20 protein-coding genes and 3 pseudogenes are annotated in these 16,918 nt (G+C 29.6%); 7 read left to right on the top strand and 16 right to left on the bottom strand.

Annotation, left to right across the window (positions count from 1 at the left end):
• Window positions 1–212: 212 nt before the first annotated feature.
• A complete protein-coding gene (locus B8780_RS03505; protein ID WP_084272664.1) occupies window positions 213–1,280 on the top strand; it encodes a glycosyltransferase in 1,068 nt (355 codons plus the stop codon).
• A 243-nt stretch (window positions 1,281–1,523) separates the two neighbouring features.
• On the opposite strand, the gene B8780_RS08280 is transcribed toward B8780_RS03505, so the two are convergent.
• Together B8780_RS08280 and B8780_RS03495 are read right to left on the bottom strand one after the other, a co-directional pair.
• Window positions 1,524–2,255: a glycosyltransferase family 2 protein gene (locus B8780_RS08280; RefSeq protein ID WP_236719363.1), complete on the bottom strand. Its 732-nt coding sequence runs from the start codon at window positions 2,253–2,255 to the stop codon at window positions 1,524–1,526.
• Between the two features lie 277 nt (window positions 2,256–2,532).
• Window positions 2,533–3,102 (bottom strand): helix-turn-helix domain-containing protein, encoded by a 570-nt coding sequence (locus B8780_RS03495; RefSeq protein ID WP_084272663.1) that lies wholly within the window; start codon window positions 3,100–3,102, stop codon window positions 2,533–2,535.
• A gap of 29 nt (window positions 3,103–3,131) precedes the next feature.
• Between B8780_RS03495 and B8780_RS03490 the strand changes: the two genes are divergently transcribed.
• Window positions 3,132–3,314, top strand: coding sequence for a hypothetical protein (locus B8780_RS03490; RefSeq protein ID WP_084272662.1), 183 nt, complete (start codon window positions 3,132–3,134; stop codon window positions 3,312–3,314).
• A 381-nt stretch (window positions 3,315–3,695) separates the two neighbouring features.
• On the opposite strand, the gene B8780_RS03485 is transcribed toward B8780_RS03490, so the two are convergent.
• Window positions 3,696–4,580 carry a DDE-type integrase/transposase/recombinase gene (locus B8780_RS03485; RefSeq protein ID WP_084272661.1) on the bottom strand — a complete coding sequence of 295 codons (885 nt, stop codon included), beginning with the start codon at window positions 4,578–4,580 and terminating at the stop codon, window positions 3,696–3,698.
• 165 nt (window positions 4,581–4,745) lie between these two features.
• On the opposite strand from B8780_RS03485, the gene B8780_RS03480 reads away from it, so the two are divergent.
• Together B8780_RS03480 and B8780_RS03475 are read left to right on the top strand one after the other, a co-directional pair.
• Entirely contained in the window at window positions 4,746–5,783 is a 1,038-nt protein-coding gene (locus B8780_RS03480; protein ID WP_084272660.1) for a glucose-1-phosphate thymidylyltransferase, read from the top strand.
• A 4-nt stretch (window positions 5,784–5,787) separates the two neighbouring features.
• Window positions 5,788–6,597 carry a dTDP-4-dehydrorhamnose reductase family protein gene (locus tag B8780_RS03475; protein ID WP_084272659.1) on the top strand — a complete coding sequence of 270 codons (810 nt, stop codon included), beginning with the start codon at window positions 5,788–5,790 and terminating at the stop codon, window positions 6,595–6,597.
• A gap of 257 nt (window positions 6,598–6,854) precedes the next feature.
• On the opposite strand, the gene B8780_RS03470 is transcribed toward B8780_RS03475, so the two are convergent.
• From B8780_RS03470 to B8780_RS03465, 3 genes are read right to left on the bottom strand one after another with little or no spacing between them, the layout of a single operon-like run.
• Window positions 6,855–7,046, bottom strand: a complete 192-nt coding sequence (locus B8780_RS03470; RefSeq protein ID WP_084272658.1) for a PIN domain-containing protein — start codon at window positions 7,044–7,046, stop codon at window positions 6,855–6,857.
• A gap of 2 nt (window positions 7,047–7,048) precedes the next feature.
• Window positions 7,049–7,243 carry a hypothetical protein gene (locus B8780_RS08400; protein ID WP_394335501.1) on the bottom strand — a complete coding sequence of 65 codons (195 nt, stop codon included), beginning with the start codon at window positions 7,241–7,243 and terminating at the stop codon, window positions 7,049–7,051.
• Between the two features lie 3 nt (window positions 7,244–7,246).
• Entirely contained in the window at window positions 7,247–7,495 is a 249-nt protein-coding gene (locus B8780_RS03465; protein ID WP_084272657.1) for an AbrB/MazE/SpoVT family DNA-binding domain-containing protein, read from the bottom strand.
• A 348-nt stretch (window positions 7,496–7,843) separates the two neighbouring features.
• Here B8780_RS03465 and rfbB point away from each other — a divergent pair.
• Window positions 7,844–8,831 (top strand): annotated as a pseudogene (rfbB, locus tag B8780_RS03460) (dTDP-glucose 4,6-dehydratase).
• On the opposite strand, the gene rfbC reads toward rfbB, so the two are convergent.
• The 9 genes and pseudogenes from rfbC to B8780_RS03410 form a co-directional block, all read right to left on the bottom strand.
• Window positions 8,828–9,364, bottom strand: a complete 537-nt coding sequence (gene rfbC / locus B8780_RS03455) for a dTDP-4-dehydrorhamnose 3,5-epimerase (protein ID WP_084272686.1) — start codon at window positions 9,362–9,364, stop codon at window positions 8,828–8,830. The pseudogene rfbB and the gene rfbC sit on opposite strands and share 4 nt — an antisense overlap.
• A 291-nt stretch (window positions 9,365–9,655) precedes the next feature.
• Window positions 9,656–9,781 (bottom strand): annotated as a pseudogene (locus B8780_RS08385) (NAD-dependent epimerase/dehydratase family protein); the annotation flags it as partial.
• On the bottom strand, window positions 9,724–10,170 hold the full coding sequence (locus B8780_RS03450; protein ID WP_269087907.1) for an SDR family oxidoreductase: 447 nt from the start codon (window positions 10,168–10,170) through the stop codon (window positions 9,724–9,726). The gene B8780_RS03450 and the pseudogene B8780_RS08385, both read right to left, overlap by 58 nt.
• 40 nt (window positions 10,171–10,210) lie before the next feature.
• Window positions 10,211–10,710, bottom strand: a pseudogene (locus B8780_RS03445) (glycosyltransferase family 4 protein).
• Between the two features lie 293 nt (window positions 10,711–11,003).
• Window positions 11,004–11,186, bottom strand: a complete 183-nt coding sequence (locus B8780_RS03435) for a hypothetical protein (RefSeq protein ID WP_084272654.1) — start codon at window positions 11,184–11,186, stop codon at window positions 11,004–11,006.
• Between the two features lie 36 nt (window positions 11,187–11,222).
• Window positions 11,223–12,146: a glycosyltransferase family 2 protein gene (locus tag B8780_RS03430; RefSeq protein ID WP_084272653.1), complete on the bottom strand. Its 924-nt coding sequence runs from the start codon at window positions 12,144–12,146 to the stop codon at window positions 11,223–11,225.
• Between the two features lie 27 nt (window positions 12,147–12,173).
• Entirely contained in the window at window positions 12,174–13,280 is a 1,107-nt protein-coding gene (locus tag B8780_RS03425) for a glycosyltransferase family 4 protein (RefSeq protein WP_011177116.1), read from the bottom strand.
• A 182-nt stretch (window positions 13,281–13,462) separates the two neighbouring features.
• Complete coding sequence (locus B8780_RS08095) at window positions 13,463–13,834, bottom strand: glycosyltransferase family protein (protein ID WP_153274206.1); 372 nt, start codon at window positions 13,832–13,834, stop codon at window positions 13,463–13,465.
• 63 nt (window positions 13,835–13,897) lie between these two features.
• Window positions 13,898–14,209 (bottom strand): glycosyltransferase family protein, encoded by a 312-nt coding sequence (locus tag B8780_RS03410; protein WP_084272650.1) that lies wholly within the window; start codon window positions 14,207–14,209, stop codon window positions 13,898–13,900.
• 107 nt (window positions 14,210–14,316) lie between these two features.
• Here B8780_RS03410 and B8780_RS03405 point away from each other — a divergent pair, with 107 nt between their 5' ends.
• Together B8780_RS03405 and B8780_RS03400 are read left to right on the top strand one after the other, a co-directional pair.
• Window positions 14,317–14,871: a hypothetical protein gene (locus tag B8780_RS03405; RefSeq protein ID WP_084272649.1), complete on the top strand. Its 555-nt coding sequence runs from the start codon at window positions 14,317–14,319 to the stop codon at window positions 14,869–14,871.
• Entirely contained in the window at window positions 14,846–15,124 is a 279-nt protein-coding gene (locus tag B8780_RS03400) for a winged helix-turn-helix domain-containing protein (protein WP_084272648.1), read from the top strand. The genes B8780_RS03405 and B8780_RS03400 overlap by 26 nt, the downstream gene beginning before the upstream one ends.
• Here the strand turns inward: B8780_RS03400 and B8780_RS03395 are convergent.
• Entirely contained in the window at window positions 15,121–16,917 is a 1,797-nt protein-coding gene (locus B8780_RS03395; protein ID WP_153274205.1) for a protein kinase domain-containing protein, read from the bottom strand. The two genes, B8780_RS03400 and B8780_RS03395, sit on opposite strands and share 4 nt — an antisense overlap.
• Window position 16,918: the final 1 nt, after the last annotated feature.

The raw sequence follows: 16,918 nt of genomic DNA, 5'->3' as shown, positions 1-16,918 counted from the left end.
TTAATATTTATGCATTAAGGCGTTTCATATTTAGGTAAATTATATTAATTATATATTTTTTAAAGCTATAGTAGAATGTTTATTAGTTATTATATTAATGCACATAAAATTAATATTTTTCGTGCATAAAAATCATTAAGCCGTTTTAACATAGACTTTGATGCCATGCAATAAGACACAAAATATTTAATAATAGATTTAATGGCATTCCTGTGAGAGCGGCCATCATTGATGAGTTCACAAGAATAGGCGGCGGCCAGTTTCTTGCCAGATTAATATTTAATAAATTAAAAGAGGATAATATTAATGTAAGCCTTATCACAGATTCAGGGCATCCATATTTAGATTTAAAGGCCGAAATCATAGAAACCAGTTATAATTATAAAGAAAATGCCAGCCTACCATATATTATTAATAGGGTAATTAAAACAAGGCATGACCTAAAAAAAATCTTTAAGATTTACAAATTTGATTTAACGTTTAATAATCACCCAAATATGTTTTTGTACAATGCTAATATAAATATTTTGCATGGTTTCTCTTTCCTTGATCCTTTTATAGATGAATATGGTAATATTAAAAATCAAATGGCATTTAAATTGATAAAATACTCAAAAATATATAAAATTTATAACAATGGGATATTTTATGTAAACAGTAAATACACATTGAGCATTGCAAATAAGTTATTTCCAAAACTGGATATAAAACCGGCTTTAATGAAGGTTATTTACATTCCGGTTAAATACAAATTAAATAATAATTTAATTAATAAAAACATAGTCTCAATAGGAAGAATAAACAAAGACAAAAATTATGAGTTAATTATTGATATTGCAAAAAGTCTCTTAGATTATAAATTTTATATAATTGGGGCTGTCAATAAGGGTGATGAGCAATATTATAATTATCTAATGAGAATAAAACCAAAGAATTTGGAGATAATTCCGAATGCCAGCGATGATATTAAAGATTCAATATTAAAGAGATGCTCAATCTACCTGCATGCAAACAGGAAAGAGAATTATGGTATATCCATAATAGAGGCCATGTCATACGGTTTGATACCTGTTGTTCCAATGAGCGGCGGTCCATGGATGGATATTATTGACATGGGCAAATATGGCTATGGTTACAATAATGCTGATGATGCGGTAGAAACAATTAAATCTATTGATTTTAGTATAAGAGACAAAATTAAAAGTTCAATGGAGAGATTCTCATATGAAAAATTTTATATAGATCTTGAAGAGTTAATAAATATTGTATATAATAAATAATATTATTATATTTTTTCTGTAAATATATAGAAATTTGAAATATATTACTATTTCTCAAAAACCTTTTTCCTCTCAAAAACCTTTTTTTGAACATATTTCCTGAAAAATTTAGGATAAATTTTGATAGATATGTATATTCCAATGGATACAATACTATGTCTTATTCCATAATGAAAATGTAAAATATAGTTGATTAAATTATCAACGTTCGTTGAATTATCATATCGATATTTTACCATTTTATTATATGTTATTAGCCAGTTTATAACTTTTAATGATTTTTTTTGATTTAAAAATAGTTTTAAATAAATATAGTCCATCTATGATTGTATCTAATTTTTTTACCGTATTATAATTAAAATCTTTTATATCACTGCTTACTGTATTTGATGTGCTATTATGATATCTATAATACGTTAATTCCATTTTATTCGAGATTATTTTCTTATCCGATTCCAATGCGCATAGATACATAAATAGGTCCTGGTCCGTAGATATCTTTTTAATATAATATATAATATTATCTATATTTATTATGTCTTTTTTAATATTTATAGATGACATGTTGAAATAAGGTGCATTTATCCTCAGTTTTGTTATTTTGCCATTTTTATCGATGATTTTTGAATTATTATGGTAATAAATTAAATTATTATTTTTTTTGAATAAATTATAAACATATTCTAATTTATTATTAAAAAATAGATCGTCATCGTCCAAAAATGATATTATATCACCTTTAGATTCATTTATACCCTTGTAAAGATATTCACCAATTGTGCCATCCATTATTATATTTTTTATATTATTTTTATTTAAAAATTTATCTATGTTATTATCATTATAATTTTTAATTACTATTATCTCATATTTTTCTTTAGATAAGGTTTGATTTAATGCACTTTTAACTGCATCCAGTAAAAACTCCTTTCTATTATATGCAGTGATTATTACTGATATAAATAAATCTTCCATAGAACACTATAAAAAATTGAAATAAAAATATTTTTTATCTCTATGTGTCCCATTATTGATAGTTTTTATACAACTAACCGTCATAATTATCTAATATCCCATAATAGTATATTTTTCAGGTTTTAGAATCAATAATGTTAGGTTAACTAAATTTGTTTTCAATTTTTGATATTTTCTAATTTTGTATGCGTAAAAGACTATAATTGTAAATTATTGCTTCATATGAATAAAATAATAGCTTTAAATTTTTATGAGTTCTTTAAAATAATTATATTAGTTACAAACTCTTTATAACTTTTACTAGTATGGCAATGTAAAATGTCTCCTTGAGATCAGGCTGTGTAATGGATTTTTCACTAGTAATCATGACTTCTTTTTCAAGGTACTGGCGTTCAAGCTCACATGCATTCTGGACAAACTGCTTGAATGTCATTGAGTTCTTCCTTGCAATATACGAATACCTTATACGCAGTTCCTTAAGGAAATTTTCTTCCTCAAGGGCTTCCATGTAGTCTGTATATATTCTTTCTGTAATAGGCGGCTTTGCCATTTCTACAACCTCTAGTTTGTACTCATCATTCGCTTTATTACCATTGAAAATACTCTGCACAGGAACATTCTTCTGCACTGGAACTTTTTTGACTTCATGTATAGAGTTGTTTCTAACTATTGCTCCAGTTTTATATTCTGAAATAACTCTTTGAACTGTTGTTTTAGAAATATCAATGTCTTTTTCCTCTTTTAAATATTTCGCTATGTCTCTTACACTATAACCCTTACTGTAGACATTAATAATGTAGCTTTTGATGTCTTTACTAATTGATGGCTTCCTACCGGCCTTCGCCATGCTAATAATAATATTTTGGTGGTATAAAAATGTATGCATCAAATTTTATTGTGGTACAATTTCAGTACAATTTTGGGACATTTTATGAGAACCTTGGAAATACTGAGTTTTTGAATTTTGGTACGAATTATGGTACGGTATTTTGCACCGCAATTCAAAAAATTGAAAAATTCATTGGAAATAACGGCTTTTCGTTAGGAGATATCTCATAACATAGAGCTGATTTTTGATTTTTGAAACAATTTTGGTACATCTGTCCTATAATTGTCCCATAATTTGTGGGCATGTTGCTTTTCATATTCCCTAAATTTTGGTACAATTTTGGTACGGTCCATAATTACATAATAATAGAGGTTCAATTATCTGGAATATAAATTGGTTTAATATTTAATTCCAACTTTTATGTTTAATAATATATATTCAGACTACTCTTTAAACCACTAACTATTCCTTATTTTCATTATTCTTCAGCATATAATTATAGATTATGAATATATAGTTATTTTTATTTAAATTTAAACGATAATCACCTATAAATTTTTTTATAAACTAAGCGTAATATGTGATATCCTGAAATGAGTTCCTTTATAAATTTATTGTTTTTCATATAATTTACCTCCCTTTTCCACATATGCCATTGATGGTGTTACAACAGGTCTATCATCTATTGATAATGACATATGCCTTCTCTCATAATTATAATAATACACAACCTCATCCCATGTACTAAAATAAGGCCTTAATCTCTTTATTGTATAATTTAATCTCTCTAATTTACCATTTGTCTGTGGATGGTCTATTCTTGCCAGTATATGCTTTATTCCATTATCATCCAGATATTGCTGGAATTTATTCTTATCCCCAGGAATGCCATTCTTTCCATTTGAGAAGAATTGTGTCCCATGGTCTGTTATTATTTCATTAGGTTTACCATATAGTTCTATTGCTTTTACCAATGTTTCCATTGTATTGTCAATGTTTTCCTCCTCATATACTCCTAAACCTACTATGAACCTTGAAGCATCATCCTCTATGATTATTAATTTCTCCTTTTTATTATAATCAGTCCAGTCAATATGCCATAGTGAATTAGAATATTCTCTCTCATATTTTACATACTTTCTCTGATCCTTCTTATTTAAATCCTCATTTACCATATTGTATTTCAATAATATTTTGTATATAATGTTATGTGATACTTTAATTCCCATTTTAATTAGGTATTTCTCTATTGCTACAGGACCTGATAAAGGATGATTGTTCCTTATATTTATTATTAAATTCTCTGTATTTTTATCTATAATTTTGGGTTTCCTTCCTGTTTTATATAATGTAGTTTTTCCGTATTTTAAATAATTATAGTATATTTTATTGATATGCCTTACTGATACTTTGTAAATAAATGCCAGTTTAGTTGATGATTCACCTTTTTCCTTCTGTTTTATTATATATTTTAATTGATTATTGTTTAATTTCACCTTTTCTTTAACTCTCTTTTCTATATTATAATGTTTATATAGGAATTCAATTCGGGATATGATAAAACTAAGCGTAATAACATAATATTATATATTGAATGACTCACATTTTATTATTTTTAAGCTATAGATAAATTATTAAGGTTTAAAAATATCACAGATTAAATGAAAGCTGTAATTTTGCATGGTGGTTCAGGCACGAGGTTGAGGCCGTTGACATATACCGGATCAAAACAGTTAATAAAAATAGCCGGAAAACCGATATCGCAATATGGTATAGAGGATTTAAGGGATAATGGCATTAAGGATATGGCAATAATACTTGGCGATAACTCTCCAAGGGATGTTATAAATTACTATGGTGATGGTTCTGATCTTGGTATTAAAATAACTTATATATATCAGGGCAATCCAAGGGGCATAGCCGATGCAGTATTAAAGGCCAGGGATTTTATAGGTAACGATGATTTTATAGTATATTTGGGCGATAACATAGTTTTAAACGGAATTAAAGGCATGATTAATTTCAATGGAGATGCATCAATACTTCTCGCAAAGGTCGATAATCCAAACAGGTTCGGAGTTGCATTAATAGAGGATGATAATATAGTAAAATTAATTGAAAAGCCGAAGGAATTTGTTTCTGATCTTGCATTAGTTGGTGTTTATGCATTTACACCTGAAATATTTAAATATATAGAGGAATTAAAACCATCCCAGAGAGGAGAACTGGAAATTACAGAGGCAATTCAGGCCTTAATAGATGATAATAAAACCGTAAATTTTTCAATTATAAACGACTGGTGGAAGGACAGCGGAACTCCTAGAGATTTGCTTGAGGCAAATATAAAGCTTCTTGATAAGTTTACTCCGGAATCGGATAATTCAAATGATATGTATGGCAGGATTAATATGCCTAAAACATCAAATATTGTTAATTCAAAAATATATGGTCCAAGCTATATAGGAAACAATGTTACAATAAAAAATTCATATATAGGGCCATACACATCCATAGGCGATAACTGTATCATAGAAAATTCTGAATTATCCAACAGCATTATATTCGATAACTCCGTTATAAAGGAGGCAAAATTAATAGAATCTATTATAGGAGAGGATGCAAGCATAGGAAAAACTTATAATAGACCGATAAGCTCAAAATTTGTTGTTGGTAAGGGATCAATGATATCTTTGGAGTGATGAAATGAAGAAAATATTGATATTTGGATCATCCGGTCAGCTGGGATCGCAATTAATAAATTTATTAAAAGATGATTATGAATTAATTAAAATATCACACAAGGAGCTTGACTTCAATAAATTCTATTTAATAGAGGATATAATATTAAAAAGCAATCCTGATATTATAATAAACTGCGCAGCATTAACAGACGTTGATAGATGCGAAATATATAAGAATGAGGCATATAATGTAAATGCCGGGGCAGTAAGGCATATAATAAGACCGTTAAAAGTAACAGAGTCGTATTTTATAAATATTTCAACAGATTATGTTTTTAATGGCATAACAGGAAATTACAGGGAAGATGATCTACCTGATCCGGTTAATTATTATGGCCTTACAAAGCTCCTTGGTGATATATACGCAAATTCTTATGATAATACTTTAATAATAAGGACTTCCGGGGTATTTCTTAACAAGGGATTTCCGGTATTTGTTTACAAAAATTTAATGGAAAATAAAAGGGTAACCGCAATTCCTGGATATTATTCGCCAATATCGGCATTTAATCTGGCAATGGCAATAAAAGATATTATACCATTGAACAGAATAGGAATATTGAACATAGCAGGAAATAAAATATCAAGATATGATCTTGCTTTAAGAATATCAGAGATGTACAATTTAAATAAAAATATAGATGAGAATAATATTGAATTGAAAGCAAAAAGACCATTTGATTCATCTTTGAATATAGAAAGGGCAAAAAAATTGATTAATTTCAATTTTTATGATATAGATATAAATTTAAAACACATGGTAATAAAATGATTTTTGTAGGGCTTTAAAGCCTTTATATGATTGGCCTTTTTTAGAAGGATAGATATCATATAATATATAAATTGACATACTCAAAGAAAATATCAATTATGTTAAACAAATTTTTATAAATACTGGTTTTCATCTCTGGAATTCAATAAAAACAGGTCTGAAATAAACAGCAAAATTATAATGCAAAAACAAAAATTGGATATAAAAATTCTATAATTTGCTTTTGAATGATTTGAATTCATGCATATTACTTTATTTTAAATTCCATTATACCAATTCTCTTTAATTTTATTGAAATCCAGGTATTCAGATATTATAATATTTACCTTTTCCGTTATTGCAGTTGCTGCATGAATAGAATCTCTTGGGTCTATTTTATATCGTTTCATAATATCTATTGAAAGCGCCAGCAAACCCTGATTTACATCAATTAAATACAGTCCGGGCATATTCAAAAAAGCTCAGTAGCAGATATTGCATCCTCAAAATTTCTATTCTTTTTTATTATCCAGATGATCTCATCAAAGGTTAATGCACTGGTTATTGCATTAACATTTCTATTTTGTACCGCTTCAAGAATAAGCCTTGCATTATTACCTAATTCTTCATTGTTAAGCGATGCAAATATAAATACATTGGAATCTATATATCATAATTTATTCCTTTTAAAAATTTCGCCTGTATATTCATCATATTTTATTTCATTTACATTTCTTCCATTTTTGGCAATTTCTCTAAAGATATTTACGGAATCAGTTTTCGGTTTTTTCATTATTATTCTATCGCCATCAAGTTTAAAAATCACCTTTGAACCAGGTGTGATTTTTAATGCTTTTCTTAATGTAACTGGTATCACGACCTGCCCCTTTGGGCCCACACTCATTTCCTCTTCAAACATGTATAACTCACTATTATACTAGTGTATAACTTATATTTATACTTTCTTCCATAATGCAATAGCTTTGTTACCAGGATAAAGAATTATGGTTATTAAATAATCATAAAAATGGGCATCATGGAATATTGATTATAAAAAATCAATATTATGATTTATTTCAAAATTGATTAAATACTGGTTATTAAACAGCTTTGATACCAGAATAAAATAGAATTTTAAACAGGTATTTTAATTTCTATATCTTAATAATGCTAATAATGATGAATCTTATATATAATAGACCTTGATTTTAGAATAAAAATATAAAAAGTATGGATAAAAATATATTGTATTAAATTATAATGTTTCATGGATACGTTTCTTGTAACAGGTGGTGCCGGGTTTATAGGTTCAAATTTTATAAATTATTTAAATGATAATTACAATTGCAATATAATAAATATAGATAAATTATCATATGGCTCAAATCTGGAAAATTTAAAGAATTTAAAGGATAATTATAAATTCATTAAAAGGGATATAAACGATGATTTAAGCGATGTAATAAACGATGCTGATTATATAATAAACTTTGCGGCAGAATCACATGTTGACAGAAGCATAGCGAATCCAGACTCATTTATAAAAATCAAATATAAATGGCGTTGTAAACATACTTGAAAATATAAGGAAATCAAAAAAGGACCCTGTTATGATACAGATAGGAACAGATGAGGAGTATGGTGATATAATAAACGGTTCATTTGATGAAAAAAGCGTTTTAAAGCCATCATCACCATATTCAGCATCAAAGGCATCATCGTCTTTAATTGCATTGTCATATTACAGGACATATGGCATAAAGGTCATTGTAACAAGGACCTCAAACAATTTCGGCAGATACCAGTTCCCGGAGAAATTAATACCAAAAACAATTATCAGAAACATTTTGGACATGGATATACCATTGTATGGTAGCGGTGAAAATAAAAGGGACTGGATTTACGTCGAGGACAACATAAAGGCAATATTAAAGGTTTTATTTAACGGCAGGTACGGTGAAATTTATAATATATCATCAAACAATGAGCATTCAAACATTGAGATAGTCAATAAAATATTTGATATAATGAATAAAAAGGGAAGAATAAAATACGTTTCTGAAAGGCCTGGTCATGATTTAAGGTACTCAATAAACGCTGATAAAATAAAAAAGCTTGGCTGGAAACCTGAGCATAGCTTTGATGATGCACTGAAAATGACCGTTGAATGGTATTTAAATAACAGATCATGGTGGTCAGGACTAATAAACAATGATTTAATATCCGAGGAGCCATGGAAGATTAAATGGCATTAAAAATCTATATCCAATTCATTTAATTTTTTCAAAGATCTATCCTTTTCAGATATTGTTATATTATCAGGCAGTTTTATATTTAACTCATCATCATTGTATATTACACCTGAATCAAGTTTTATGTCAAATTCATTTGTTGCAAGGTATAAAACATATGAATCCTCAAGTGCAAGAAAACCATGGGCAAAGCCCTCCGGAATGAAAAGCATTCTGCCGTTTTCCAGTTCATAACAAACATGCTTTTTATAGTAAACAGATCTTCTTCTTAGATCTATTGCATAATCAATGATTCTACCGGATATAACCGTGACGAGCTTTCCCTGTGGCTTCGGATTTCTCTGGAAGTGAAATCCACGGAAAACGTTCTTTTTAGAGTATGAAAGATTTACCTGGTTAAAATTATTTTTTATGCCAAGCTCATGAAAAACATTGTTTCTGTATAATTCCTCAAAAAAACCGCGCTCATCGTCAAATTTTTTTATCTTTATTAATTTCACATCTTCTATTTCCGTATTTTGTATTTCAAATGGCATTGCCTTCAATTATTTTATTATTAAATAATCTTATTATTTATCATTTATAATGCAGTCCATAACCCTTTTTATACCGGTATCAAGTGATGTTGGGTCTTTAATTACTGTATTTTCTGCTATCAATGATTCAGCCTCATCGACAATATAATCTTTGTACTGAACTTTTATTTTTTTGCTTGTTATTGCCTCGATTTTCTTTATTAAATCATTTACAGATGTTCCAATACCAGAGCCTACTTCATATTCACCTGGTATTATATTATTATTTAAAATATCCTCTATTAATTTTACAACATCACCAACATAGAGATAGCCCCTGACATGAGAACCGTCTCCGTAAACTGTTGCTGTTTCATTTTTTAATGCAGCTTTAGTAAATAGATAAACAGCGCCCTTTTTGGCATGCTCACCATATATATATTGTAGAATTTTAATATATAATGATCAATATTATATAGATCTTTATATAATTTAATCCATTCAACACTGTTTTTCTTTGCAAGAGAGTATGGATTTGTTGGATTTTTGATGGAACCAGATGACGGAAATATAAACTTTGAGTTGTTTTTTCTGGCAATTTCAAGAAATTTCATTGTTAAATTTAAACCATCAGAAAAGTATTCATATGGATAATCCTTTGATAATCTTATTAAACCACGTGCGGCCATGTGTATAATATAATCATATTTAATATCCTTTAAGGAATCTCCAATATCATAGCCGTAAACATCATAGTTTTTTGATTTTAAATAATTGTATATATGTCCGCCAATAAAGCCTTTATGCCCTGTTACGAGAATTTTCATTGTTGTCTATTAAGAATTTTTATTAAAATTTTTTGCATTATTAATTATATATGTTGTTATAAATATTTATTAGCCTTGATAGGTGCCTCTCCGCGCTTAATAGTTCCATAACCTTTTTCCTGCCGTTTTTCCCGAATTCCTTTAAATCGTATTTATTTGATAGCATGTATTCGATCTTCTCCGCAAGATCGTTATAATCATAAGGTCTGGCAAGCAAACCATTTATTTCGTCATCTATAAGCTCAGGTATTCCGCCTATACTATTTGCAACTGCAGGCACTTCACGTACCATTGATTCAGCCACAGATAATGGAAGATCGTCAAACATTAATGATGCAAGCACAGAGAAATTAATCCTTGAAAAAAACCTTTCCTTTTCATTTCCTGATACACTGCCAAGAAAGTGAACATTATTAAATAAATCATATTTTTTGTTATTTCCATTAAATCGTTTTTATAATTGCCGTCGCCTGCTATATAAAAATTGAATTTAATGTTTTTATCCTTTAATATTTTACAAGCCCTTAGTACATCCTGTATTCCCTTTTCCTTAACAATCCTGCCTATATATCCAAAGGAATTTAGCTGTTTATTATTTAGACTTGGACCGGGTTAGACCAAGTTAATTGTTCTGGGATAAACGTTTAATAAAATTTGTGCGAACCGATATAATTCGATGCAAGTATTTTCATTCGAAGAATTTTATAAAAATAGGAAGAGTTTCCCACCAAAACGTGCCCAAAAACAACACAAATATTTTTTCCTTAAATATTTTCCTTTTGAAAGCAATATTTCAAATAACCTGTTGCCATGCATAATTGACATAATCATAATTAAAATGGATTTAAACTGATGGGCATTGTTTTATATTCATGCCGGAGAACTGTTCCACCCACAGAAAACAGGATTTTATTTTCATAATCCTTAATCAATGTGTGGCATCTTAAAGAGTAGGCACTTACATACTCAGGTATGATCCTGCCATGGCATATCTGAAGTATCCTTGGGTCTTTCATTTTGTATTATATATTTAGGTATTATAAATATCTGTTTTAAATCTTTAATAGATAGTTTTCAATCCTTTTATTGTATTTTACAGGCATGCCATACTGAATTATCTTAATAAACTTAAATGGATAATGCAATTTATTTGCCTTATAGCTTGGAACCGCAAGCCAGAATAATATATCATCATAATTCAATTCATATCTTTTTCCAGAATTTAATAAATCATGGAGCATATTTAGCTCTATTTTTAAGGAAATTATATAATCCCTGGCAAGAACCCTGGATTTTTTACTTTTTAAAAAACTGTACATTGATTCAAGCGAGTTAAGGTATTTCATATATATGGCCATCTTATTCTTCCATCGTTCGATTCCTTCTGATAAAGTATTGCTTGTACTTTCATGGAATCTATAGTACGTTAAAAATTTTCTTGTTAATTTAATTTCACCGGCTGAATCAAGTGATATATAATAAAAAAAGGTATCATACAATGCTGTAACCCTTGATAAATAATCAATATTTATTATATCCTTTTTAATCGATATTGATGAAAGATTAAAATCGGGGCTGTTGTATCCCTCATTCACAGGTTTATCATTATCATCTATAAATGTGCACCTATTATGCAGGTATACAAGATTTTTATTATTTTTAAATTCATTATAAATGTATTCAAGCTTTTCCGGATAAAAAAGGTCATCATAATCAAGGAAGCAAATTACATTGCCCATGGATATTTTAATAGCCTCAATGTATTTTGGAGATAATGATATTTGATCCACGTATAATACCTTTATTTTATTTTCCCTGGCCATGCTTGAAATTTTTTCATCAGTATAATTTAAAACAACAATTACCTCATAAAATTCTGCGCTTAAAGTTTGATTTAGGGCGCTTTTTATTGCCCTGTAGACAAAATCATTTGGCCTGTATGAAGGTATTATAACCGTAATAAAAATTGAAGGCATTAAAACCCCATATAAAATGTGTATAAATTATTTTTTATGGATTAGATCATCCATAATCTGCAGGTACTTTTCAAATGATTTATATGAGGAATATTCTAGGGCATTTTGTATTGCGTTTTCAGACATTTTTGATAATATTTCCGGATTGTTTTCAATTTTATTTATAATATTTATATATTCATCATCGCTGGATGCTATAAATGAATTAATATTATTTTTTAATCCCGGAGTGTACACATTTTTGCCGGTTACCGGGACAAGACCACATGCCATAGCCTCAATAACTGTAAGGCTGAACGCCTCAGAAACAGATGGAAGGAGTAAAAAATCGCAGGCCTGATAATATTTTAAAAGGACAGAATCATCAACATGCCCCATAATATGTATCCGATCATCATTCTCATATGTACCGGTATTGCCGATGCATATTAAATGCATATTCCTTGAATTTTTTATTAATTTTATTGAAAAATCAAGCCTTTTTCTTTGCGGAGACATGCCAACCCAGAGTGCATAAATAGCATCATTTTTTAGGTTTAATTGATTCCTTAATTCCATTTTGTTTCCTGGTTTATAATAATTTATATCTATACCAATGTTTATTGTAATTATATCATCTCTGTGGAAAATTTTTTTTAAAATTTCTGTGAGCCTAGATGAAACAGATATGACCACATCGCTTTTTGCTGCAGCATATTTCTCAAGATAATAAGATACCGTCAAATTTGGATGTTTTAAATACCATATTAATGACCCATGCATTATTTTATTTAAATCGAAACCAGCGGAAAATCTTGATGTGCCATGAAGTGTCATGATCTTTTTTATGCCCTTGATCTTTGATGCAAGACATCCATTATCCCCGTTGATGTGTATAATATCAAATTTGGTTTTATTCCTTTTTGCATAAAAATAAACCTTTATATTAAATAATAATTTCCTAAAAAATGGAGATTTTACCTTTAGTTGAACATAATTAACATTATTTTCATTAAAAATATTATTACATTTTCCGGAAATTATTACAGTAACATTATTACCTTTTTCCGCAGCATACAGTGAAAGGCCGTTGGAAAACCTCTCTACCCCGCCACCGGATTCTGGAGGTGCATATGCAATTTCAAGAATTCTCATTGATTATCATTATGCATATTATGTTTATTTAATTATTTAATGAATGGTCTGATCTCTCTGTCACTGCTTGTCGCTACTTTGTTAGCATTCAGATGTTTTATTGATGTGTGATGCACTTCTTTATAATGCCTGTACAGACTGCTCTTCCTTGTAAATGATCTGCCACAGATCAGATAATTGAATTAAATGCTTTTATACTTTAATATTTTACAAGCCCTTAGTACATCCTGTATTCCCTTTTCCTTAACAATCCTGCCTATATATCCAAAGGAATTTTCCTCATTGTTTTTATCTAAACGTTCTGGAAAATTTATAAATGAATAGAGGGTTTCCACGCTACTATCTATAAATGATTTTATATAATTTGTCAGTGCATTGCTTGGTGTAAGGTACATTTTTATAATTGAGTGGTTTTTTAGAAATGAGTGGTATCTTAATATTTCATACGGAACATTTAAACCTGTTTTGCATCCTGTGAACATGCATCTTGTTTTTATGCCACCATCGCATACTGTTCCGCCAGGCCTTACCAGGGTAGATATTGGACATATCAAATCTGCATCATGTGCCGTGAAAACAACAGGAATGTTCTTTTCCCTTATGAATTTAATTATCGTTTAATAATCGACCTTAAACCTGTGCAAATGTATAATATCGGGCTTAAAATTATTGTATATTTCATTCAGTTTTTTGTAAACATAATCATCATAATATGCATCATTTATTACCCTTTTAAATGGAGAATTATCCTTTTTTACGACATAATAGTTACCTCCATAATCAAAATCGTAATCTGTAACGTTTATCTCAAAGGTAAATGTTTGTATATTCTTTTTTAAAAGCATTGAATTGACATTTTTAATATATGATTCAACGCCGCCTGGAAAAGTAGTTCTTGCATTGATTCTAAGTATTTTCAACTGATCCATGATTTTTCAATGTAAATAACATTATTAAATGTTTATGCTTTAATAATTTTAAGGATTATTCAATTAATTGAATAAAGATATATATAACAATTGTATATAAATAATAAATGCTTGATGATATTATAATATCGGTATTCTCCGCAGGTCTGATTGTTTCAATAGCACCCATACTATACATGGCTATAAAGGTAAAAAGCATATATACAGTAAAGCTTCTTATATTAATATACATGTTTTTTAGTTTGGCCTTTTTATCAGGCATCTTTTCATTTGTATCAAGCGTTTCAATAGATTTCATAGCATTATTTGAGGCCCTGGCATTCTTTTTAATATACTATAACGACATGAAATCAGTATTTTTATCTGCATTTGCCTTTGGAGTTATCAGTGATGTTTTTCTTGTTCTAAGCCTTTATTTTGTTGCATATGACCTTTTTATATTCTATAGAAAAAGAAAGAATAGGTATTCAAAAGGCATATTTTTATCATTCCTGCTGTTCTTTCTATCTATACTTATAATGATTATCAACACTGTACTGCTCATAAAGATCATTTACGGAATATCCGCCATACTTCTCGTTTTAGGTGTTTTCACATTTTCCCTGCCTGTTTACCGTGTTTTAAAAAGTGATAAAAATGAGGAAGTATCGAACACAAACTGAGATCAAGATAGAAATACTATCCTACGTTGCAAAAGATGATGCAACGGTAAGTGATATCGTTCGTGATATCGAAGTACCTTACACCAGGGCGAAGGTTTACATGGACCAGCTTGAATCATCAGGGCTTTTAAAAAAGTTATCTGAAAAGGATTATAAGATCACAGAGGAAGGTTATAAATTTTTAAACGAGTATAAAAAGGTTCAAAGACTTCTCGATCTATACGGTTTATCAAGCAAAAAGAAGGACGATTAAATGTATTTTTTGTATATTGAATGCATCTTTCTCGCAACGTCTGCTGCCGTTGGCCTTAACCTTGGGTTCTTTGACGTCATTCTTGATAATACTGCCTGAAACTCCCTTGGTACTCCTGATACAGGAGGCTGTACAAGAAATGCCTTTCTTAATTCAACAAGCTTTGTGTTTAGTACATGCCTGTTAACCGTTGGATCCTTTCTTAGATATGCAAGGTAAACATCAACGACCTCATCGCTCTTCTTTAAAAATAATGGATTATTATAGGGCTTTCTTGTTAACATAGAATATGTTGCGGCACCAAGAGAATATATATCCATGGCAGGTGTTGTGGGGCTTTTATTTATTATTGCCGCTATCTGCTCGAATGATACATATGACCTTGTGTACTGTGTCGGCGGTCTGCCTATTTTTACGGCTGATCCAAGGTCTGATAGCTTTGGTGTCAATGATCCTGATTTTATGTTTGATATTAGATCGGATATTGTGTTTCCGGGTATTCTATCGAAGAGAAAATTCTCGGGCTTTAGGTCTAAATGAACATAGCCGTTTTCATGCATGACCGCAACAGCATAGGCCATCTTTTCTATTATATATGCAACGACGTATGGCCACTTGCTTGATAAATATATATTATCATTGTATATCAATTTTGAAGCGTCTCCGCCCCACATGGCCTCCATGATCATAACCGGCGGATTTGAAAAGTACATCTCTGAATTGCCTGAAACAATGCTCTTCATTATTAATTTATCCGCATGTATTGCATATAATTTTACCATGTACCTTGATTTTGACGATATTTCCCTTAATGTGTTGCTCTCATCCATGAGATCCTGGTATGTTGATACTGTCATGCTTGACGTGCTTCTTGTAAATATTGGGATCTTCATTGCATAGCTGCTGTTGAATAATTTTCCTAAAATTATATAGCTAGTGCCACCCTTGCCAAGAACCTTTGTTATGTTATATCCATATAAGTTCTCGCCTAGCCATACATTTGGGTCCCAGTTGTCTATTGGCGGCAAGTTTGTCTTATCAATAACCCTTGTCTGGGCAGTTGTATCGTATTTTAATGTTTTTGAAACGGTCTTTGTCTTCACATTTTTTGTATCGAATTCCAGCGGTACCGTTAATTCGCTTGCAAGGACCAGTGTGCCTGTAAGCTCAGTTGCCATTAACGGTGATGATAAAACAGATCCAAAGATTACAAGGAATGGTATCGATTTAAAATCAAACATTCTTGAAAGATGAATAAAAGGTATTAAATCAAAGATTGTTCCCAGAAAGAATATCAATGTTATTATAAACATGGCATATGATATGAATAATCTTGCCTTGTTTTTTCTGTTTAACTCAACGAATTTTAATATCTTTCCGCCCATCCTTATTGAGAAGAAGCCTATTAACATAATTGATATTGAAACGGCAATCGGTGCTATTAATTTTCCGTAAACTGGTATTATCAATGATAATTGCGAAGTGTAAAGGGATGCCTGTTTTAAAAATATTGATAGGGCCACAGAGAATGCTATAAATACCATTGACTTTCCTATGGTTATAACTCTATTAAAAACATTGTTTGTTATAAACAATATAAAGAATATATCTATAAACGTTATTATATAGAAGAATAGTGAATCTATCTTTATTTTTCCCATTATTATATCATATAACATGTAGAAAAGCATTAATATTACAATGATGCTGAGTGCAGATATTGAGCTTTTTAAAGCCTTTCTGGCCTTATTTAACGTTAAAGCACTATCCTTCTGATTTTTTGAAACATTCATC

The sequence above is a fragment of the Picrophilus oshimae DSM 9789 genome (genome assembly GCF_900176435.1).
Lineage (GTDB): Archaea > Thermoplasmatota > Thermoplasmata > Thermoplasmatales > Thermoplasmataceae > Picrophilus > Picrophilus oshimae.
Note: the sequence above shows the minus strand (reverse complement) of the source record. Positions and strands in the feature narration are given on the sequence as shown.

Excerpts from the sequence above, each read along its gene's own strand:
- B8780_RS03430 (WP_084272653.1), bottom strand. The coding sequence starts at position 12,146 with ATGCCTTCAATTTTTATTACGGTTATAATACCTTCATACAGGCCAAAT.
- B8780_RS03490 (WP_084272662.1), top strand. The coding sequence starts at position 3,132 with ATGTATGCATCAAATTTTATTGTGGTACAATTTCAGTACAATTTTGGG.
- B8780_RS03410 (WP_084272650.1), bottom strand. The coding sequence starts at position 14,209 with ATGGATCAGTTGAAAATACTTAGAATCAATGCAAGAACTACTTTTCCA.
- B8780_RS03435 (WP_084272654.1), bottom strand. The coding sequence starts at position 11,186 with ATGAAAGACCCAAGGATACTTCAGATATGCCATGGCAGGATCATACCT.
- B8780_RS03400 (WP_084272648.1), top strand. The coding sequence starts at position 14,846 with ATGAGGAAGTATCGAACACAAACTGAGATCAAGATAGAAATACTATCC.
- B8780_RS03495 (WP_084272663.1), bottom strand. The coding sequence starts at position 3,102 with ATGGCGAAGGCCGGTAGGAAGCCATCAATTAGTAAAGACATCAAAAGC.
- B8780_RS03475 (WP_084272659.1), top strand. The coding sequence starts at position 5,788 with ATGAAGAAAATATTGATATTTGGATCATCCGGTCAGCTGGGATCGCAA.
- B8780_RS08280 (WP_236719363.1), bottom strand. The coding sequence starts at position 2,255 with ATGGAAGATTTATTTATATCAGTAATAATCACTGCATATAATAGAAAG.
- rfbC (WP_084272686.1), bottom strand. The coding sequence starts at position 9,364 with ATGCCATTTGAAATACAAAATACGGAAATAGAAGATGTGAAATTAATA.
- B8780_RS03395 (WP_153274205.1), bottom strand. The coding sequence starts at position 16,917 with ATGAATGTTTCAAAAAATCAGAAGGATAGTGCTTTAACGTTAAATAAG.
- B8780_RS03450 (WP_269087907.1), bottom strand. The coding sequence starts at position 10,170 with ATGAAAATTCTCGTAACAGGGCATAAAGGCTTTATTGGCGGACATATA.
- B8780_RS03405 (WP_084272649.1), top strand. The coding sequence starts at position 14,317 with ATGCTTGATGATATTATAATATCGGTATTCTCCGCAGGTCTGATTGTT.
- B8780_RS03425 (WP_011177116.1), bottom strand. The coding sequence starts at position 13,280 with ATGAGAATTCTTGAAATTGCATATGCACCTCCAGAATCCGGTGGCGGG.
- B8780_RS03480 (WP_084272660.1), top strand. The coding sequence starts at position 4,746 with ATGAAAGCTGTAATTTTGCATGGTGGTTCAGGCACGAGGTTGAGGCCG.
- B8780_RS03465 (WP_084272657.1), bottom strand. The coding sequence starts at position 7,495 with ATGTTTGAAGAGGAAATGAGTGTGGGCCCAAAGGGGCAGGTCGTGATA.
- B8780_RS03470 (WP_084272658.1), bottom strand. The coding sequence starts at position 7,046 with ATGCCCGGACTGTATTTAATTGATGTAAATCAGGGTTTGCTGGCGCTT.